This window comes from Streptomyces durbertensis (assembly GCF_014156695.1).
GTDB lineage: Bacteria > Actinomycetota > Actinomycetes > Streptomycetales > Streptomycetaceae > Streptomyces > Streptomyces durbertensis.
The window spans coordinates 20,509-39,349 of record NZ_WMLF01000001.1 but is presented as its reverse complement, the minus strand read 5'-3'; the positions used below and the strand labels follow the sequence as shown (position 1 = coordinate 39,349).

The window sequence follows — 18,841 nt, the reverse complement described above, 5'->3', positions numbered from 1 at the left end:
GAGGGGGCCTGAGCGGTGTCGGTTGCTGAGGTCTCTTCGGCGTCGGTCACCCGCTAAGGGTAGCTGTGCCCACCTGGTGCCCAGCACCCGCCGACGGAACGTTACGCCGGCGGGTACTGGCTCGCTGACCTCCGACTCCCGGGCCCGGGTCGTCGGTGTGGCGGTCAGTGGATGATGCCGGTCCGCAGGGCTACGGCGACCATGCCGGCGCGGTCGCCGGTGCCCAGCTTGCGGGCGATGCGGGCCAGGTGGCTCTTCACGGTGAGTGCGGAGAGGCCCATGGAGACGCCGATGGCCTTGTTGGACTGTCCTTCGGCGACCAGCCGCAGGACCTCCACCTCGCGTCCGGACAGCTCCCGGTGGCCGCCGGGGTGGCCCGGCGCTCCCGGGGGACGGCGGTGCATGCGGGCGCCGGGTCCCGCCATGGCCGCCGCGCCGGAGCGCAGGCCCATCGCGAGGTTGTTGCGGGTGCCGGTGACGACGTAGCCCTTGACGCCGCCGGCCAGGGCGTTGCGGACGGCGCCGATGTCGTCGGCCGCGGACAGTGCCAGCCCGTTCGGCCAGCCGGCCGCCCGGGTTTCGGACAACAGGGTGAGACCGGATCCGTCAGGTAGGTGGACCTCCGCCACGCAGATGTCGCGCGGGTTGGCCACCCGGGGGCGCGCTTCCGCCACCGACGACGCCTCGATCACGTCCCGCACCCCGAGCGCCCACAGGTGGCGCGTCACGGTGGAGCGGACTCGGGGGTCGGCCATGACGACCATGGCCGTCGGCTTGTTCGGGCGGTAGGCGACCAGGCTTGTGGGGTGCTCGAGGAGAACAGACACCGGGCCTCCTGGGAGAGGAGATGGGGACGGTAGCCGACTTACGGGAAGTCGGGACGATCCCTTGTGGAAGGGTCAGTGACTCCTTCGGCACCCTGGCGGGCGGCCTTTAGAGGAAGATCACGAACGAGTGAGAACATTTCTCGCAAATCGGACAAAGGGGCGAGTGGTCGTCCCCGCGGCGGCGCACGTCCCCGCGCCGCCCCCGTGATCCCCGCCGCCGCTCAGAGGGGGTGCGGACCGCGGCGCTGGGGGAGTTGGACGACCCCGGCGTGCTGCCCGCTCTCCGGCGGGAGCCCCGCGCACTGCCCGAGCAGCTCGCACCACGCCAGCAGGTGAGCCGCCGTGTCCGGCACCGGCTCCCGGTCCGCCGGCGCGGTCCAGGACGCCCGGATCTCGATCTCCGCCTGCGGCGCGCGCTCTGCCAGGTCGCCGAAGTAGTGGGAGGAGGAACGGGTGACCGTGCCGCTGGGCGCCTCGTACGTCGCGCCGCGCGCCTCCAGCGCCCCGGTCAGCCAGGACCAGGTCACCTCCGGCAGCAGCGGGTCGGCGGCCATCTCCGCCTCCAGCTCCGCCCGGGCCAGGGTGACCACCCGGAACGTGCCGTGCCAGCCCTCCTGCCCGCGCGGATCGTGCAGCAGGACAAACCGGCCGTCGGCCAGCTCCTCGTCGTCGACGGTGACCGACGCCTCCACCGCGTGCGCGTACGGCGCCAGCCGTCGCGGCGGGGGCAGCGGGTCGAGCCGCACCTCGTGCCTCGGCCGCACCGCGGTGAGCGCGCCGACCGCCTGCCGGAACGCCGGGGGAAGGCCCTCCCCGCCGTCCGCACCCTCAGTTGTGTGTGCTCGCGCCGCTCCCATGGCCGAAGAGTAGGCGGAACAACCGGCCGGTCGCGGTAGGGACACCCGGTGCGTTGTCGGTCGTCCACCGGCTCGTGCGAGACTTCGACGCGTGAGTGTCGACGACCGCCCGACGGGCCCGCAGCGCAAGACCGCCGACTCCGCGTTCGTGAGAGCGTGCCGACGCGAACCGGTGCCGCACACACCGGTCTGGTTCATGCGGCAGGCGGGCCGATCGCTGCCCGAGTACCGCAAGGTCCGCGAGGGCGTCGCCATGCTGGACTCCTGCATGCGCCCCGACCTGGTCACCGAGATCACCCTCCAGCCCGTCCGCCGCCACGGCGTCGACGCGGCCATCTACTTCAGCGACATCGTCGTGCCGCTCAAGGCGATCGGTGTGGACCTGGACATCAAGCCGGGCGTCGGGCCGGTCGTGGACCGCCCCATCCGCTCCCGCGCCGACCTGGAGCGGCTGCGCCCGCTGGAGCCGGACGACGTCTCCTACGTCACCGAGGCGATCGGCATGCTCACCGGGGAGCTGGGCACCACCCCGCTCATCGGCTTCGCCGGCGCGCCCTTCACGCTGGCCAGCTACCTCGTGGAGGGCGGCCCCTCCCGCAACCACGAGCACACCAAGGCCCTGATGTACGGCGACCCCGAGCTGTGGGCCGACCTGCTGGACCGGCTCGCGGACATCACCGCCGCCTTCCTGGAGGTGCAGATCCGGGCCGGGGCGAGCGCGGTGCAGCTCTTCGACTCCTGGGTGGGCGCCCTGGCCCCCCGCGACTACCGCGAACTGGTCATGCCGGCCTCCGAGAAGGTCTTCCGCGCGGTCGAGCACCACGGGGTGCCGCGGATCCACTTCGGCGTGGGCACCGGCGAACTGCTCGGTCTGCTCGGTGAGGCCGGCGCGGACGTCGTCGGCGTCGACTGGCGGGTGCCGCTCGACGAGGCCGCCCGCCGCGTCGGCCCCGGCCGCGCGCTCCAGGGCAACCTCGACCCGGCCGTGCTCTTCGCCCCCCGCGACGCGGTGGAGCGGCAGGCCGACCGGGTGCTGGAGGCCGCCGCCTCGCTGGAGGGCCACGTCTTCAACCTCGGCCACGGCGTGCTGCCGGACACCGACCCGGACGCGCTGACCCGCCTGGTGGAGTACGTCCATGAGCGCACCGCCCGCTGACGCACGGCCCGCCGGCCGGGAGTCGGACGCCGACGTCCTGGTGCTCGGCGCCGGCGTCGCCGGACTGGCCGCCGCCCACCGCCTCGCCCTCGGCGGGGCCCGGGTGACCGTCCTGGAGGCGGACAGCCGGGTCGGCGGCAAGCTGCTGTGCGGCGAGATCGCCGGCTGCGCCGTCGACCTGGGCGCCGAGTCGATGCTGGCCCGCCGCCCCGAAGCGGTCGACCTGGCCCGCGCTGTCGGGCTCGGCGACGCGCTGCGGCCGCCCGCCGTCTTCGGCGGCGCGCTGTGGACAAGGGGCGAGATCCGGCCGATGCCCAAGGGACACCTCATGGGTGTGCCCGGCGACCCGGCGAGTGTCGCCGGGGTGATCTCCCCGGACGGCCTGGCCCGCATCGCCGAGGACAGCCGCCTCCCGGCCACGCCGCTCGGTGAGGACGTCAGCATCGGCGAGTACGTGGCCCAGCGGCTGGGCCCGGAGGTCGTCGACCGGCTGGTGGAGCCCCTGCTGGGCGGTGTCTACGCGGGCGACGCCCGCCGTATCTCCCTGCGCGCCACCCTCCCGCAGCTCTACGAGGCCGCCCGGGACGAACCGTCCCTGCTGGCCGCCGTGCGCGCCGTCCAGCGGGCCGCCGCCTCCGCCGCCGCCCCCGAGGGCGCCGCGGCCGAAGGCGCGGCGACCCGTGCGGCCGGGGCGGAGGCGCCGGTGTTCCTCGGCATCGAGGGCGGCGTGGGCCGGCTGCCCGAGGCGGTCGCGGCCGCCGTGCGCGCGGCCGGCGGCACGGTACGGACCGGCGTCGCCGCCCGGGCGCTGCGCCGGACCCCGGACGGCTGGCTCGTGGAGTGCGCGGACGGGGCACGCACCGCCCGCGCCGTGGTGGTCGCGCTGCCCGCCGGATCCGCGGCCCGTCTGCTGCGCGAGGCGGCGCCGACCGCCGCCGCCGAACTCGAACGGGTGGAGTACGCGTCCATGGCGCTGTGCACGCTCGCCTTCCGCCGCGCCGACCTGGCCGAGGTGCCGCGCGGCAGCGGCTTCCTCGTCCCGCCAGTGGACGGGCACACCATCAAGGCCGCCACCTTCTCCAGCAACAAGTGGCAGTGGGTGGCCGACCAGGACCCCGGACTGTTCCTCCTGCGCACCTCGGTCGGCAGGATCGGCGAACCCGCGCTGCTGGAGCGGGACGACGACGAACTCGTCCGGCTCTCCCTGCGCGACCTGCGGGAGGCGACGGGACTGGCCGCCAGGCCGGTCGCGTCCCTGGTCACCCGCTGGCGCGCCGGCCTCCCGCAGTACCCGGTCGGCCACCTGGACGCGGTCGGCCGGGTCCACCGCGCGATCGCCGAACTGCCGGGACTCGCCGTCTGCGGGGCCGCCTACGGCGGCGTGGGCATCCCGGCCTGCGTGGCCGACGGCCACCGGGCGGCGGACCGGGTCGCCGCGCAGCCGGGGGCGGCTGCCGGGGCCCCGAGCGCGGAAGCGAGAATGGACACATGACTGCTGCACCGGAGAAGACCCCCAACGCGGGCAAGAGGGCAAAGGACCTGAACGAGGTCATCCGCTACACCCTGTGGTCGGTGTTCCGACTGCGCGAGGCCCTGCCGGCCGACCGCGCCGGCTACGCCGAGGAGGTCCAGGAGCTGTTCGACCAGCTCGCCGCGAAGGACGTCACCGTGCGCGGCACCTACGACGTGTCCGGGCTGCGCGCCGACGCGGACGTCATGATCTGGTGGCACGCCGAGACCTCGGACGAACTCCAGACCGCCTACAACCTGTTCCGCCGCACCCGGCTGGGCCGCGCGCTGGAACCGGTGTGGTCCAACATGGCGCTGCACCGCCCGGCCGAGTTCAACAAGTCCCACATCCCGGCGTTCCTCGCCGACGAGACGCCGCGCGAGTACGTCAGCGTGTACCCCTTCGTGCGCAGCTACGACTGGTACCTGCTGCCCGACGAGGACCGCCGCCGGATGCTCGCCGACCACGGCAAGATGGCCCGCGGCTTCCCCGACGTACGCGCCAACACCGTGGCGTCGTTCTCGCTCGGCGACTACGAGTGGATCCTGGCGTTCGAGGCCGACGAGCTGTACCGGATCGTCGACCTGATGCGTCATCTGCGTGGCTCCGAGGCGCGGATGCACGTCCGCGAGGAGGTGCCGTTCTACACCGGCCGCCGCCGCTCGGTCGCCGAACTGGTGGAAGGTCTGGCCTGACGCACCACCGCCGGGCACCGTCGCAGCGACGGCGCCCGGCGGCAGCGTGTCCTGATCAGCGGCCGGCGTGTCCGGGTCAGCGGACGGCGCCCAGCGGGCGGCCGGTGAGCGCGTGCGGCATCGCCCGCGTCCGCGACTGGCCGTAGACCGGCTCCGGGGCCGGCCGCCCGGCGCAGGCGGTGTCCCGCGCCGGGGCGAGATCCTCCAGCAGGTACCGCTCCAGATGGTGGTTGACGCAGGCGTTGGCGCCGCCGCCGATGCCGTGCGTCCCGGCGTCCCGCTCGGTCACCAGCACCGAGTCCGGCAGCCGTCGGCGCAGCTCCAGCGCGCCCTCGTACGGCGTCGCCGCGTCACCGGTGGCGGCCAGCAGCAGGACCGGCGGCAGCGCGCCCGGCTCGGCGCCGACCTCCAGCGGCTCCTCCTGCACGTGGGGCCAGTGCGCGCAGGGCAGGTTCAGCCAGGCGTTCTCCCAGGTGATGAACGGCGCCTTGGCCGCGAGGGCGGAGTTGTCCCGGTCCCAGCGGGCGAAGTCCCTCGGCCAGCGGGCGTCGTTGCACTCGGTGGTGGTGTAGACGGCCGTGCCGTTCTCCGCCGAGGCCGCGCGCTGCGGGGCGTGCGCGGCGGCGTCGACCAGCGGCTTGCTGTTTCCCTTGCGGAACTCGGCCAACGCCCAGGCGCGGACGGCCCACAGGTCGTCGGTGTAGCCGGTGTCCAGGTAGGCCTCCACCAGTTCCCGTGAGCCGACCCGGCCGTCGGCGGGCTCGGCGTCGAGCCGGTCGCGCACCTTGTCGAAGCTGCGCTGGACGGCCTTCTCGGTGCGGCCGAGCCGGTACGTGCCGTGGTGCTCGGCGACCCAGCTCTTCCAGTCGCTCCACCGGTCCTCGAAGGCGAGCGACTGCTTGAGGTTCGCCTCGTACCAGACGCTCTCCGGAGACGGGTCGACGACGCTGTCCAGCACCATCGCCCGCACCCGGTCGGGGAAGAGCGTGGCGTACACGGAGCCGATGTAGGTGCCGTAGGAGACGCCCAGGTAGGACAGGCGTTCCTGGCCGAGCGCGGCCCGCAGGACCTCCAGGTCCCGCGCGTTGTTCGGGGTGGTCAGCTGGGCGAGCCGATGGCCCTGCCGCTGCGCGCAGCCCGCCGCGTACTCGGCCGCCTCCGCGTTCTTGACCTGCTTGAACTCCTCGGACGGCGTACGCGGCGAGTGGTTGGGCGCCCGCCAGTACTCCTCCGGTTCCCTGCACGACACCGGCGCCGAGCGCCCCACGCCGCGCGGGGCGAAGCCGACCAGGTCGTAGGAGTCGCCCAGCTTCTTCCAGGTGCCGCCGAGCACCAGCGAGTACAGCGGGAACAGCATGCCGTTGCCACCGGGGCCGCCCGGGTTGTAGACCAGCGGTCCCTTGCGGTTCTCGGCCGGTCCTTCGGCCTCCAGCCGGCTGACGGTCAGCTCGATCGTCTCGCCGTCGGGGTCGGCGTAGTCGACCGGCACCGTGACCGTGCCGCAGCGCACCGGGTCCGGCAGGCGCTCGACCTCCGCGCACTTCTCCCAGGTGACGCCCCGTGCGGCCGCCCGCGCGGCGGCCAGCGCGACACCCTCGGCCCGGGCCGCCTCGCCCGCCGACCTCGGCACGGCGGCGGCGTGCGCGCCCGGTGCCGGCGGGGGTGCGGCCGCCTCGTGTGACGGTGTCCCGTGCGGCGGTGACGCCCAGGCGGTCGGGCCCAGGGCTCCCGCGCCGAGTGCGAGCGCGCCCAGCGCGCAGTACACCGTTGTCGTCCGTACCGATCTCACCCGTACCCCTTTGCTGCCGGTTCCCGCTCGCGGCCGCCACCGGCCGTCGGGCCAGGTGCGTGAATAACCGGATGATCAGTCAGCGTGCGGTGGGGCCGGGGACCTTGAGGCGGTGTTGCCGAGCTCCACTCGAAGGAGTGAGGGCGCCGGCGCGGACGGAGGCACTGGTGAGGCCCCGCGGTCGGGGGATCCACGGGGCCTCACCCTTCACGAACGGACGGGACCGTTCCGCGGTTCCCCGGCCGGTCCGGCCTTCGCGTCCGCCGTGCGCAGCTCGGCGGAGACCAGCTCCGACACCTTCACCAGCCGGTAGCCGCGACGCCGCAGCTCGGGCACCACGCGCCGTACCGCCTGCTCGGTCGCCGGCGCGGCGCTGAGCGTGCAGTGCAGCACCACCACCGAGCCCGGCCGGACCCCGTCGAGCACCTGCCGGACGATCGACCCGGCGTCGGGGTTGAAGGCGTCGCCGCCGACCACGTCCCACTGGACGGTGGTCACACCGGCCTGCCCGACGGCCCGCAGCGCCCGCTTGTCGTGGCAGCCGCCGGGGAAGCGGAAGTACGGCGTGGCGCTTCGCACCCCCGCCTCGCGCAGCGCGGCGTACGCCCGGGTCACCTCCTCGCGGGCCCGGTCGGGCGGCAGGGTGGGCAGCCCGTGGCAGTGCTCGGTGAACGCGTGGTGGGAGTAGGAGTGGTTGGCGACCTCGAACAGCGGGTCGCGGTCGATCGCGCGGGCCTGCCGCGGATAGGTGCGCGCCCACATGCCGGTCATGAAGACCGTCGCGGGCACCCGCAGCTCGCGGAGCGCGTCGACGAGGCCGGGGTTGTCGAAGCGCTCCCCGCCGGCGGCCCTCGGGCCCTGGTCGGCCGTCATGTCGGCGTCGAAGGTCAGCGCCACCGCCGGGCGGTCGGCGTCGCGCGGCCCGTGCTCGAAGACCGGGCTGAGTCCGCCGCGCAGCGGCAGGCCGAGCGCCGGCGGCGGCTTGGCGGCCGGTTCGGCGGGCTTGGCCCGGCCGGTCTCGTCCGAGGCCGGCGGCGCCGCGCAGGACGCCAGCAGGGCCGCCGCCAGAACCAGCATCACGGTTCGCGTTCGAATGATCACTATCCGAACATAGGAAAAGCGTGCCGTCGGCGCGCGCCAGGTTGCGCCGGCCGGTGGGCGGACCCGTGAACGCAGGGCCGAACGGCCCAGCGACCGGTGACCGTCGTCCCTCGCGCCGCCCCCGGCGACGTGCCACCGTTTGCGAGGGAAAGTGAGAGCACCGCGCCGACACAGGGAGACAAGCCGCATGGAGATCGTGGCCTACGGAGTACAGCACGACGAACGGCCGCTCATCGAGCGCGCGTTCAGCGGACGGCACGCGATCCGCTGCCTGGACCTGCTGCTCAACCGCGACACCGCACCGACGGCCGCCGGCCACGAGATCGTGAGCAGCAGCGTGAACGACGTGCTCGACGCGCCGGCACTCGAGACGCTGGCCGCCGGCGGAACCCGGATGATCGCCCAGCGCTCCACCGGCTACAACAACATCGACCTGGAGGCGGCGCGCCGACTCGGCCTCACCGTCGCCCGCGTCTCCCACTACTCCCCGCACTCCGTGGCCGAGTTCGCCTGGACCCTGGCGCTCGCCCTGGACCGCAAGGTGGTGCGCGCCGCCGGCCGAACCCGGGAGTTCGACTTCCGGCTCGACGGGCTGATGGGCCGCGACTTCCACGGACGCACGGTCGGCGTGCTGGGCACCGGGGAGATCGGCACCGTGTTCGCCCGGATCGCCCACGGCTTCGGCATGCGGCTGCTGGGCAACGACCTCGTGGAGAACGAGGAGTGCCGCGCCCTCGGCATGGAGTACGTGGACACCGAACGCCTCTTCGCGGAATCCGACGTGATCAGCCTGCACGTACCGCTGACCCCGCGGACCCACCACCTCGTGGACGCCGCCGCCCTGAAGCTGATGAAGGACGACGCGCTGCTGATCAACACCGGACGCGGCGGCCTGATCGACACCACCGCGCTCGTCGACACCCTCCGCGCCGGCCGCCTCGCCGGCGTCGGGCTCGACGTCTACGAGGAGGAGGCGGGCGTCTTCTTCCACGACCACTCGCTGGAGGTGATGACGGACGACGTGCTGGCCCGGCTGATGACCTTCCGGAACGTCCTCGTCACCTCCCACCAGGCGTACTTCACCCAGGACGCGGTCGGCCAGATCATCCACACCACCGTGCGGAACATCGACGACCACCTGGCCCGCCGGACCAGCGAGAACACCCTCACGGCGCCCTACGGCTGACGGTCAGCGCACGCCGGCGCCTGCGGACCGCCGGCCCAGCACCGGCTCGGCCAGCAGTCGGGCCGTGCCGCACAGCGTCTGCCCGTGCGCGGCGAAGAGATCGTCGCGGGAGTCGAAGCGCCCGAGGTCGGCGAGCACATGGCCGGAGAGGTCGCAGCCGCCGCCGGCCGGGCAGGACGCCGTGCCGTCCCAGTCGAGTGACGTCCTGGACAGCGCCTCGAACAGCGTCTCCGCGCCGTCGTTGCCGAACCCGCCGGACGGCCGGCGTGCCGAACCCTCGGTACCGCCGAACAGTGCGGACGGGGACAGCCAGCCGTCGGCGCCGTCGGCCGGGCCCGGCCGGAACTCGGGCCAGGCCAGCACGACCTGGTCGGGCACCAGCGGCCTCAGTCGGGGGAAGCGCGGATACCAGAACGCGCCGTCCAGCAGCAGCCCCCGCACCCGGGTGGGCACGTCGACCGCCCGGGCGACCGCCTCCAGCACGGCCAGCCGCTGGCTGCAGGACCCCCGCCCCCGCCGCAGCACCGACGAGACCGGCCGGTCGTCGCGCACCGAGTACACCGGCCGCACGGTCGCGGCGATCCGTCCGTGCGCGGCCCGCAGCAACGCCGTCCGGTCCGTCCCGTCGCCGCCGGTCGCCCGCACGGCGGCGACCAGCGCGGTCACGCGCGGGTGCCGCCAGTCGAGTATCGCGGTCGGTGCCGTGCCTCCGGTCGCGGGCGCGGCACCGATCCGCCCGGTCCGGACGCGTCCCCGTGGTCTGAGCAGCGAACTTGTCACACCCCGCCCCTCTGTCGTGTTCCGTCCCATCCTCGCAGAGCCGCGGGCGGAGGCCGAGGTCGGTGCCCCGAGTCGACGGCCCGGAGCCCGCTCCGGGGAAGGCCCTAGCCGTGCGACGGCAGCCGGTAGAGGTTCATCCGGTACTGCTCGACCTGGGGCAGCCGCAGAACGGCCAACTCCTCGACCGTGTCGCGGTACGCGCGGGGGAGGCCCTCCACGAGCCGCCGGGGCAGTGACGTCATCGTGTGACTCGAGAGCAGCTCCACCCCCTGGTACCAGCCGGCCACCTCGGCCGGGTCCTCGCACGCCCAGCGCATCCGTGCCTCGACCTTGCTGAGCACGTCGTGGTCCTGCTGGGCGTGCACGAGGGCCGGACCGGCGCTGTCCGCCGCCAGAAGCGCCCCGGGGAAGCGTTCGGCCAGCATCCCGACCACCTGGCGCACCTCCTCCTCGGGAAGGAACGCCAGCACCGCCTCCGCGCTGACGAGGTGAGGCCCTTCGCCGGTCACCAGGTCGGGCCAGCTCCGGTCGGTGGCGGAGGCGGCGATCATGGTGCGGCGCGCGGTGTCCTCGAAGAACCGGCGGCGCAGCGCGACCACCTCCGGGAGGTCGAGGTCGTACCAGCGCGCCCGGCCGTTGTCGGTGCGCTCGAAGCGGGTGTTGAGGCCGGTCCCGACCTCGATCACCGTGCCCTCCGGGTGCTCGGCGAGGAAGTCGCGGGTCCACAGGTCGAACAGCGCGGTGCGCATCACGGCGCCCCTGAGGCTGGGCTGTCCGTCGAACTTCCGGTAGTCGTAGTCGATGGCGTCGACCATCTCGACGGCACGTGGGTCGCGCAGGGCGGGGTCTGGCCCGGTGGTCTCCACGGCGCGTGCGTAGAGCGGGATGAGGACCGTCTCCTCCACGCCGCCCTCGGTGATCCGGTGCCTGGTCGCCATCGTGCCCACGCCCCCCGTTGTCGAGAATGATTTTCATCTACTTGTAGTCGGTGGGACGCCGCGGGGTCAAGGCCGGTCACGGCCGGGCTAGCGGACGCGCGTACTCGTGCTCCTGCCCGGGAGCGGGCCTCGCCGCCGGGCGTCAGTCGGCGGCGAGGCGGGCGCGGGCGCGGTCGAGGTCGATGTCGCCGGGAGGGTAGCGGGGGTCGAGATCGGTCAGGGTCTCGTGCAGCAGGTGGGCGACCGCCCAGTCGCGGTACCACTTGCGGTCCGCCGGGACGAGGTACCAGGGCGCCCACGGGGTCGAGCAGCGCCGCAGCGCCACCTCGTAGGCCCGCTGGTACTCCGGCCACAGCACACGGTCGTCCAGGTCCCCCTCGCTGAACTTCCAGTGCTTGTCCGGTCTGTCCAGCCGGGCCAGCAGCCGCTCCCGCTGCTCCTCGTAGCCGATGTGCAGGAACACCTTCAGCAGGGTGACGCCGTCTTCCGCCAGCCGCCGCTCCCAGCCGTTGATCAACTCGTAGCGGGCTTCCCACTCGTCCTGCGGTACCAGCCCCCGCACCCGGGCGGCCAGCACGTCCTCGTAGTGCGAGCGGTCGAAGACGCCGATCTCCCCGGGCTCCGGCAGCGCCCGCTCCACCCGCCACAGGAACGGGTGCCGCAGCTCCTCGTCGGTCGGCGCCTTGAAGGACTTGACCCGGCAGCCGGCCGGGTTGAGCCGGCCGGCCACGTGCTTGACCGCGCCGCCCTTGCCGGAGGTGTCCGTGCCCTGGAGCACCAGCAGCACCCGGCGCCGGTCGCCGGCCGTGCTGGACGCGTACAGCCGCTCCTGCAACTCGGCCAGCCGCTCGCCGAGGGCGACGACGGCCGCCCGGGAGCGGCGCTTGCCCGGCGGGTCGCCGGGCGTCGCTCCGCTGTCCACGTCGGCCAGCCGCGGGCCGCTCCCCGGCGGTACCCGCAGCAGATCGCCCATCCGCACGCCGCCCGCGGCTTCCGCCGGCGAACGGCGGGCCCCACGCGCCCTCTTTGCCATCACACCAGGCTAGGGCCTGTCCGCCGGCCCGGCGCGTGGGCCCGGTCGGCTGGTGGGCGGCCCCTGCGCGGGGCCGTGGGAGCGGCCGGAGGGCGGCCCTACGCGGCGGTGAGCCGGCGCGCGTCGCGGGCGAGCGCGGTGAGGCGGGAGATCGCCCGGAAGTACTTCTTGCGGTAGCCGCCCTTCAGCATGTCCTCGCCGAACAGCTGGTCGAAGGGCGCGCCGGAGGTGAGGACCGGGACCTCCCGGTCGTACAGCCGGTCGGCGAGCACCACCAGGCGCAGCGCCGTCGCCTGGTCCGGCACGGGCGTCACACCCGTCAGGCACACCGCCGCCACGCCGTCGCACAGCGCGCCGTAGCGGCTGGGGTGGACCCGGGAGAGGTGGGCCAGCAACGCGGCGAAGTCGTCCAGGGAGGCCCCCGGCGTGCGGTACGCCGCGCGGGTGACCGTGTGGTCGTCGTGCGGGGCGGGCGCCTCGGGGAGGCCGCGGTGCCGGTAGTCCTCGCCGTCGATGCGCAGCGTGCGGAAGTGCGCGGACAGGCCCTGGATCTCGCGCAGGAAGTCGACGGCCGCGAACCGGCCCTCACCGAGCTTGCCCGGCAGCGTGTTGGAGGTGGCGGCGAGTGCCACACCGGAGCCCACCAGCTCCCGCAGCAGGCTGGACACGAGCACGGTGTCGCCCGGGTCGTCCAGTTCGAACTCGTCGATGCACAGCAGCCGGTGCTCGCTGAGCGTGCGCACGGTCTGCTGGAAGCCGAGCGCGCCGACCAGGTTGGTCAGCTCGACGAAGGTGCCGAACGCCTTCCGCTCGGCCGGTGCCGGGGTCGCGTGCCACAGCGAGGCGAGCAGGTGCGTCTTGCCCACCCCGTAGCCGCCGTCCAGGTAGACGCCCTTGGGGCCGGCGGCCGGCCTGGCCTCCCGGCGGAACCAGCGCCGGCGGCCGCCACCGGGGGCTTCGCCGCCCAGCCCGGCGGCGAAGCCGCTCAGCACGTCCACGGCCTGCGACTGGCTCGGCTGCTTGGCGTCCGGGATGTAGGTGTCGAAACGCACGTCGCCGAAGCGCGGCGGCGGCACCATCTCGGCCACCAGCCGCTCGGCGGGGACAAACGGCTCCCGCTCGCACAGTGAGACGGGTGTCTCGTCCCCGGCGACTATCTCGCTCGCCGGGGCGTCGGTGGAATCACAGGAGGGCGTAGGCACGTCTTCACTCTACGGTGCCCGGCACCCCGTGCCGCTCGTTGGTGGCCCGTGCCACACTGCCGCCATGCGACGTCTGTTCCCCCTGGCCGCCGACCCGACCGCGCACCCGGCGGCGGACCCGACACCCGGCCCGACGGCCACCGCGCCGGCGGGCGTGCCCCTTCTCGGCGCGCCGGACACCGACCGCGAGTGGTCGCTGGAGGAGATCGCCGAGGCGTACGGCTATCCGCCGCTCGGCCCCAGCGAGCCGTGGCTGCGGGCCAACATGGTCAGCTCGCTGGACGGCGCCGCGTACCACGACGGGGCCTCCCAGCCGCTGTCCGGCGCCGCGGACATGCGGGTCTTCGGAGTCCTGCGCGGCCTGGCGGACGCGGTGGTCGTCGGCGCGCAGACCGTGCGCCAGGAGGGCTACCGGCCGGCTCGCGCCCGGGACGCCTTCCGGGCCCGCCGCAAGGCCGCGGGGCAACCGGTCGCGCCGGCCATCGCGGTGGTCACCTCGGGGCTCGAACTGGACTTCGACACCCCGCTGTTCACCGACCCGCTGGTGCCCACCCTGGTACTGACCGGCGCCGGCGCGCCGCCGGAGCGGCTGGCCCGGGCCCGTCGGTCGGGTGCCGAGGTGCTGCTCGCGGGGGAGGGGGCGTCGGTCGACCCGGCGCGGGTGCCGGGGCTGCTCGCCGCACACGGACTCCGCCGGCTGCTCACCGAGGGCGGCCCCCGGCTGCTCGGCCAGTTCGCCGCCGCCGGCGTGCTGGACGAGCTGTGCCTGACGGTCTCCCCGCGTGTCACGTCGGGGCACGCCGCGCGGATCACCGACGGACCCGCGCTGGAGGTGCCCGCCGACTTCACCCTGGAGTCGCTGCTGGAGGAATCCGGATTCCTGTTCACCCGGTACCGCAGGGTCCGCCGATCGCCGGAATGACACGTTCCGCTTAGTTTGGGACGGGCAGACTGGAAGGCGCGCACCCGGCGCTCGCGTACCCCCGCGATCACCGGGAAGGATGGTTTCTGTTCGGGCCCTCCCCGGGGGCCGCGAGAAGAAGGGCACCCGCCGTGTTCACCACCGTACTGATGATCGAGAAGCCGTTGGTGCCCACCGACGTGGAGCTGGTCACGACGCTGCACGGCGAGGAGCCGGTGTCCTTCTTCGTCCTGATGCAGCCGCGCGGCGAACAGGACCGGCTGCTGCGCGCCCTGGACGACGTGGCCCTCGGCGAGCTGGAGGCCGCGGTCCACGAGGCCGACATCCCCGAGGGCGAGGACGCCATGCCGCCGGCCAGGCTCGGTCTCGAACACTCGCTGAAGTCCCTGCGGGACACCGGCGCCGAGGCCGTCGGCCGCATCGTCGACAAGCACCCGCTGGACGCGCTCGGCAAGGTGGTGGAGGAGACCGGCGCCGACGAGGTCATCGTGCTGACCGCCCCGCACCTGGTCGAGGAGTTCTTCCACCGCGACTGGGCCTCCCGGGCCCGGCACAAGGTGGGTGTCCCCGTGCTGAAGCTCTTCGCCCACGCGGACTGAGTCACCCGGCACCTCGCCCCGCCGCCGTGTTCGCACGGCCGGCGGGGTGGACGGGAGGGCCCGGCGCGGGGTGCGACAATCGGTGCCGTACGCGACGACCAGGGAGATCAAGCATGGCACCGGCGATCCCGCCCTCGATGGCCCGACCGCACTTCATCGGCATCGGCGGAGCCGGGATGTCGGGCATCGCCAAGATCCTCGCCCAGCGCGGCGCGCACGTCGCCGGCAGCGACGCCAGGGAGTCGGCCACCGCCACCGCCCTGCGCGAGCTGGGCGTCACCGTCCACATCGGGCACGCCGCCGACCACCTGGCAGCCGACGCCGACTGCGTGGTCGTCTCGTCGGCCATCCGCGAGGACAACCCGGAGCTGGCCGCGGCGACCGAACGCGGTGTGCCCGTCGTGCACCGCTCCGACGCGCTCGCCGCGCTGATGACCGGCACCCGCGCGCTGGCCGTCGCCGGCACCCACGGCAAGACCACCACCACCTCCATGCTCGCCGTCGCCCTGCGCACCCTCGGCCTGGACCCGTCGTACGCGATCGGCGGCGATCTCGACGAGCCCGGCTCCAACGCCCACCACGGGCGCGGCGGACTCTTCGTCGCCGAGGCCGACGAGAGCGACCGCAGCTTCCACCGCTACACGCCCGAGGTCGCGATCGTCCTCAACGTCGAGCTCGACCACCACGCCAACTACGCCTCGATGGAGGAGATCCACGAGTCGTTCCAGACGTTCGTCGACCGCGTGACCCCCGGCGGCACACTGGTGATCTCCGCCGACCACGACGGCGCGCGGGAGCTGACCCGCCGGGTGCGACTCGGCGAGACGGCGCCCACCGTCGTCACCTACGGCGAGTCCCAGGACGCCGACGTCCGCGTCCTGGCCGTGGTGCCGCACGGCCTGACCAGCGAGGTCACCGCCGAGTTCGCGGCCACCGGCGAGCGGCTGACCTTCACCGTCTCCGTACCCGGCCGGCACTACGCGCACAACGCGGTCGCCGCGCTCGCCGCCGGCGCCGCCGCGGGCGTCCCCGCCGCCGAGCTGGCCGGTGCGCTCGCCTCCTACACCGGGGTCAGGCGCCGCCTCCAGCTCAAGGGCGAGGCCGCCGGCGTCCAGGTCATCGACTCCTACGCCCACCACCCCACCGAGATGACCGCCGACCTGGAGGCCATCAGGGGCGCGCTGCCCGCCGACGCCCCCGGCCGGGTGCTGGTCGTCTTCCAGCCGCACCTGTTCAGCCGCACCCAGGAGCTCGGCCGCGAGATGGGCCAGGCGCTGGCGCTCGCCGACGCCTCCGCGGTCATGGAGATCTACCCGGCCCGCGAGGACCCCGTGCCCGGCGTCACCAGCGCCCTGGTCACCGACGCCGCCCGGGCGCACGGCGCCGACGTCACCGCCGTCGGAGACCGGGAGGAGATCCCCGAGCTGATCGCGGGAATGGCCAAGCCCGGCGACCTTGTTCTCACCATGGGAGCGGGAGACGTGACCGACCTCGGCCCCCGCATCCTCGCCCGCCTCGCCGAGCCGGCGCGGGCCTGACGGGGCCGCCGGGGGACCAGCGCCGGGGGACCAGGGCTCCGGGAGCAACGGACAGGAGGCGGCCGAGATGGTCTACGAGATCGAGAAGCCGGACGAGCAGTGGCGGGCCGAGCTGACACCCGAGGAGTACCGGGTACTGCGGCAGGCCGGCACGGAGCCGGCGTTCACCGGTGAGTACACCGACACCAAGACCGAGGGCGTCTACGCCTGCCGCGCCTGCGGCGCCGAACTCTTCCGGTCCGACACGAAGTTCGAGTCCCACTGCGGGTGGCCGAGCTTCTTCGACCCGGCCGACTCCGACGCCGTCGAACTGCTGGTCGACACGTCCTTTGGGATGACGCGCACCGAGGTGCGCTGCGCCCGCTGCGGCTCCCACCTCGGCCACGTCTTCGAGGGCGAGGGCTACCCGACCCCCACCGACCAGCGCTACTGCATCAACAGCGTCAGCCTGCGTCTGCTGCCCCGCCAGGTCTAGGCTTCGGCAGCCCTGGGCTTCGCGACGCCTGCCGAGGCGACGGGCGGCGAGAGCGGAGCGCAGCCTCCGGCGGCGAGCCGGCGAGCCGGCGAGTGCGGAGGCGCGACACCAGACCGGTCGCGTCCCTCACGCAGGTCTTCAGCGAGCCGGTCAGGAGCGGCGACTCGACGCCGAAGCCGCGGGCCGACAGGAGGGTGCTGGGCACCCACCCCGTCCCTGCCATGGGCAGGTGTGCGCCGCCGTGTCCGTGCCGGGCGGGCAGCCATGCCGGCAGGGCGCCGAGAAGGCAGGGTGCCGAGAAGACAGGGGGCGCGTCCGCCCCCCCGGGGCCGGCCAGGACGCACCCCGGGTGGAGCTCGACGGACAGCGACCGCCGGGGCCGCTCGGCCCCACCTCGCCGCCGACGGCCCGAGTCCCGTCGGCGGACGTAGTCACCTGCGCGCCGCCGACCCGCCCGGCGGACAGGCGGTCCCGTGCCGGTCCTCCCGGCGTGTCGAATCACGCGAACCCCCACACCGCCGTTCCGGTCGGACCGCCGGGTCGGGCGTGGACGACGGCTGTGAGCCCGCTGAGGGTCACGCCGGCCGGGAGGCATGGCCGGTCCCTCCCCGCGATCGGTTCACGTCCGGCGAACGGCGCGCGGGGGGCCGTCGGGCCGCCGTCCCCCTCAGGCGCCGCGCGCCACTCACGTCGGAACGACATTCATACCCCCACGGGTATTTGACGAGAGGTGTCACGGCCTCTTATCGTCGACAGCGTCCCCTCATACCCCCGGGGGTAAGTTATCAGCCGACAGATACCCCGGGGGGTATCTTATGGAGGTTCGCATGTACTTCGCCCAGTACTACCTCGACTGCCTGTCGCAGGCTTCCTACCTGATCGCCGACGAGACCACCGGCCGCGCCGTGGTCGTCGACCCCCGCCGGGACGTCACCGAGTACCTCGCCGACGCCGAAGCCCGCGGGCTCACCATCGAGGGCGTGATCAACACCCACTTCCACGCCGACTTCATCGCCGGCCACCTGGAGATGGCCGCGCGTACCGGCGCGTGGATCGGCTACGGCCGCCGGGCCGAGACCGAGTACCCCATCCGCAAGCTCTCCGAAGGAGAGCGGATCAGCCTCGGCGACGTCACGTTGGAGATCATGGAAACTCCCGGGCACACCCCGGAGTCCGTCAGCGTCCTGGTCTACGAGAAGGCCGCCGACCCGGTGCCGTACGGCGTGCTCACCGGAGACGCCCTCTTCATCGGCGACGTCGGCCGCCCCGACCTGCTGGCCTCCGCGGGGGTCACCGCGGAGGAGCTGGGCGCGATGCTCTACGACAGCGTGCAGCACAAGCTGATGGGCCTGGCCGACGAGGTGCGTGTCTTCCCCGCCCACGGAGCGGGGTCGGCCTGCGGCAAGAACCTCTCCACCGAGCGGCAGTCCACCATCGGTGAGCAGCGCGCGACCAACTACGCCTGCGCCCCGATGAGCGAGCAGGACTTCGTCGCGATCGTCACCGCCGGCCAGTCGGCGGCTCCCGGCTACTTCTCCTACGACGCCGACCTCAACCGGCGCTCCCGCTCGCTCTACGACCCGTCCAACGCGCCGCGTCCGCTGTCCGCGGCGGAGTTCGCCGCCCGACGGGCCGACGGAGCGGTCGTCGTCGACGCGCGCTCCCCGCAGGAGTTCGCCACCGGGCACCCGCGTGGCGCCGTCAACGTCCCTGCCGACGGACGGTTCGCCGAACAGGCCGGGACCGTGCTGCGCCCGGACTGGGAACTGCTGGTCCTCGCGCCGCAGGACCGCGAGGAGGAGATCGTCACACGCCTTGCCCGCATCGGTCTGGACCGGGTCGCCGGCTACCTGCGCGACCCGGAGACGGCCCTGGCCGAGATGGCCGACGACGTCACCCCCGCCAGCCGCGTGACCGCGGCGCAGCTGCGGGAGGCGCTGGAGGGCGAGCGGCCACCGCTCGTCGTGGACGTCCGCACCTGCGGAGAGCGCGCCGCCGGCCACATCGAGGGGTCCGCGCACATCTCGCTGAGCGAACTCCCCGGCCGCCTCGGCGAACTCCCCACGGACCGGCCCCTGGTCGTGCACTGCGCGGGCGGTCACCGCTCGTCGATCGCCGCCAGCCTGCTGCGCCACCACGGCTTCAGCGACGTCTCCGACGTCCTGGGCGGCTTCCAGGCCTGGACGCTCCTCACCGCCCCCGCCCCCGCCCCCGCTCACTGACCTCTGCCAGA

Annotated in this window: 17 protein-coding genes; 9 read left to right on the top strand and 8 right to left on the bottom strand. The window is 74.0% G+C overall.

Going from position 1 to position 18,841, the window contains the following annotated elements; genetic code table 11:
* Positions 1 to 164: 164 nt before the first annotated feature.
* Entirely contained in the window at positions 165 to 827 is a 663-nt protein-coding gene (locus GL263_RS00180; RefSeq protein ID WP_143648171.1) for a helix-turn-helix transcriptional regulator, read from the bottom strand.
* A gap of 221 nt (positions 828 to 1,048) precedes the next feature.
* A complete protein-coding gene (locus tag GL263_RS00175; protein ID WP_182853435.1) occupies positions 1,049 to 1,684 on the bottom strand; it encodes a DUF3000 domain-containing protein in 636 nt (211 codons plus the stop codon).
* 91 nt (positions 1,685 to 1,775) lie between these two features.
* Here GL263_RS00175 and hemE point away from each other — a divergent pair, with 91 nt between their 5' ends.
* The 3 genes from hemE to hemQ are packed head-to-tail and all read left to right on the top strand — an operon-like array spanning position 1,776 to position 5,045.
* Positions 1,776 to 2,840 (top strand): uroporphyrinogen decarboxylase, encoded by a 1,065-nt coding sequence (gene hemE / locus GL263_RS00170; protein WP_182853434.1) that lies wholly within the window; start codon positions 1,776 to 1,778, stop codon positions 2,838 to 2,840.
* Positions 2,821 to 4,332, top strand: a complete 1,512-nt coding sequence (gene hemG, locus GL263_RS00165; RefSeq protein ID WP_182853433.1) for a protoporphyrinogen oxidase — start codon at positions 2,821 to 2,823, stop codon at positions 4,330 to 4,332. The genes hemE and hemG overlap by 20 nt, the downstream gene beginning before the upstream one ends.
* A complete protein-coding gene (hemQ, locus tag GL263_RS00160) occupies positions 4,329 to 5,045 on the top strand; it encodes a hydrogen peroxide-dependent heme synthase (RefSeq protein WP_182853432.1) in 717 nt (238 codons plus the stop codon). Before hemG ends, hemQ begins: the two co-directional genes overlap by 4 nt.
* Positions 5,046 to 5,121: 76 nt before the next feature.
* Here hemQ and GL263_RS00155 read toward each other — a convergent pair whose 3' ends face one another.
* Positions 5,122 to 6,834, bottom strand: coding sequence for an alpha/beta hydrolase (locus tag GL263_RS00155; RefSeq protein ID WP_323379187.1), 1,713 nt, complete (start codon positions 6,832 to 6,834; stop codon positions 5,122 to 5,124).
* 207 nt (positions 6,835 to 7,041) lie between these two features.
* A complete protein-coding gene (locus tag GL263_RS00150; RefSeq protein ID WP_182853439.1) occupies positions 7,042 to 7,911 on the bottom strand; it encodes a polysaccharide deacetylase family protein in 870 nt (289 codons plus the stop codon).
* Between the two features lie 211 nt (positions 7,912 to 8,122).
* On the opposite strand from GL263_RS00150, the gene GL263_RS00145 reads away from it, so the two are divergent.
* Positions 8,123 to 9,121 carry a 2-hydroxyacid dehydrogenase gene (locus GL263_RS00145; protein WP_182853431.1) on the top strand — a complete coding sequence of 333 codons (999 nt, stop codon included), beginning with the start codon at positions 8,123 to 8,125 and terminating at the stop codon, positions 9,119 to 9,121.
* A gap of 3 nt (positions 9,122 to 9,124) precedes the next feature.
* Here GL263_RS00145 and GL263_RS00140 read toward each other — a convergent pair whose 3' ends face one another.
* The 4 genes from GL263_RS00140 to zapE form a co-directional block, all read right to left on the bottom strand.
* Entirely contained in the window at positions 9,125 to 9,901 is a 777-nt protein-coding gene (locus GL263_RS00140) for a transglutaminase domain-containing protein (RefSeq protein WP_323379186.1), read from the bottom strand.
* A gap of 104 nt (positions 9,902 to 10,005) precedes the next feature.
* A complete protein-coding gene (locus tag GL263_RS00135) occupies positions 10,006 to 10,839 on the bottom strand; it encodes a class I SAM-dependent methyltransferase (RefSeq protein ID WP_194376964.1) in 834 nt (277 codons plus the stop codon).
* A gap of 142 nt (positions 10,840 to 10,981) precedes the next feature.
* Positions 10,982 to 11,872 (bottom strand): PPK2 family polyphosphate kinase, encoded by an 891-nt coding sequence (locus tag GL263_RS00130; RefSeq protein ID WP_182853429.1) that lies wholly within the window; start codon positions 11,870 to 11,872, stop codon positions 10,982 to 10,984.
* 98 nt (positions 11,873 to 11,970) lie between these two features.
* Positions 11,971 to 13,029, bottom strand: coding sequence for a cell division protein ZapE (zapE, locus tag GL263_RS00125; RefSeq protein WP_182853437.1), 1,059 nt, complete (start codon positions 13,027 to 13,029; stop codon positions 11,971 to 11,973).
* 109 nt (positions 13,030 to 13,138) lie between these two features.
* Here zapE and GL263_RS00120 point away from each other — a divergent pair, with 109 nt between their 5' ends.
* The 5 genes from GL263_RS00120 to GL263_RS00100 all read left to right on the top strand — a co-directional run bounded on the left by GL263_RS00120 (position 13,139) and on the right by GL263_RS00100 (position 18,830).
* The gene (locus tag GL263_RS00120) at positions 13,139 to 13,996 is read left to right on the top strand and encodes a pyrimidine reductase family protein (protein ID WP_182853428.1); all 858 of its coding nucleotides are present in this window, start codon (positions 13,139 to 13,141) and stop codon (positions 13,994 to 13,996) included.
* A gap of 131 nt (positions 13,997 to 14,127) precedes the next feature.
* Positions 14,128 to 14,595: an indole-3-glycerol phosphate synthase gene (locus GL263_RS00115; protein ID WP_182853427.1), complete on the top strand. Its 468-nt coding sequence runs from the start codon at positions 14,128 to 14,130 to the stop codon at positions 14,593 to 14,595.
* A gap of 113 nt (positions 14,596 to 14,708) precedes the next feature.
* Positions 14,709 to 16,133: a UDP-N-acetylmuramate--L-alanine ligase gene (gene murC / locus GL263_RS00110; protein ID WP_182853426.1), complete on the top strand. Its 1,425-nt coding sequence runs from the start codon at positions 14,709 to 14,711 to the stop codon at positions 16,131 to 16,133.
* 67 nt (positions 16,134 to 16,200) lie between these two features.
* Complete coding sequence (msrB, locus tag GL263_RS00105) at positions 16,201 to 16,608, top strand: peptide-methionine (R)-S-oxide reductase MsrB (RefSeq protein ID WP_182853425.1); 408 nt, start codon at positions 16,201 to 16,203, stop codon at positions 16,606 to 16,608.
* Between the two features lie 827 nt (positions 16,609 to 17,435).
* Positions 17,436 to 18,830, top strand: a complete 1,395-nt coding sequence (locus GL263_RS00100; RefSeq protein ID WP_182853424.1) for an MBL fold metallo-hydrolase — start codon at positions 17,436 to 17,438, stop codon at positions 18,828 to 18,830.
* Positions 18,831 to 18,841: the final 11 nt, after the last annotated feature.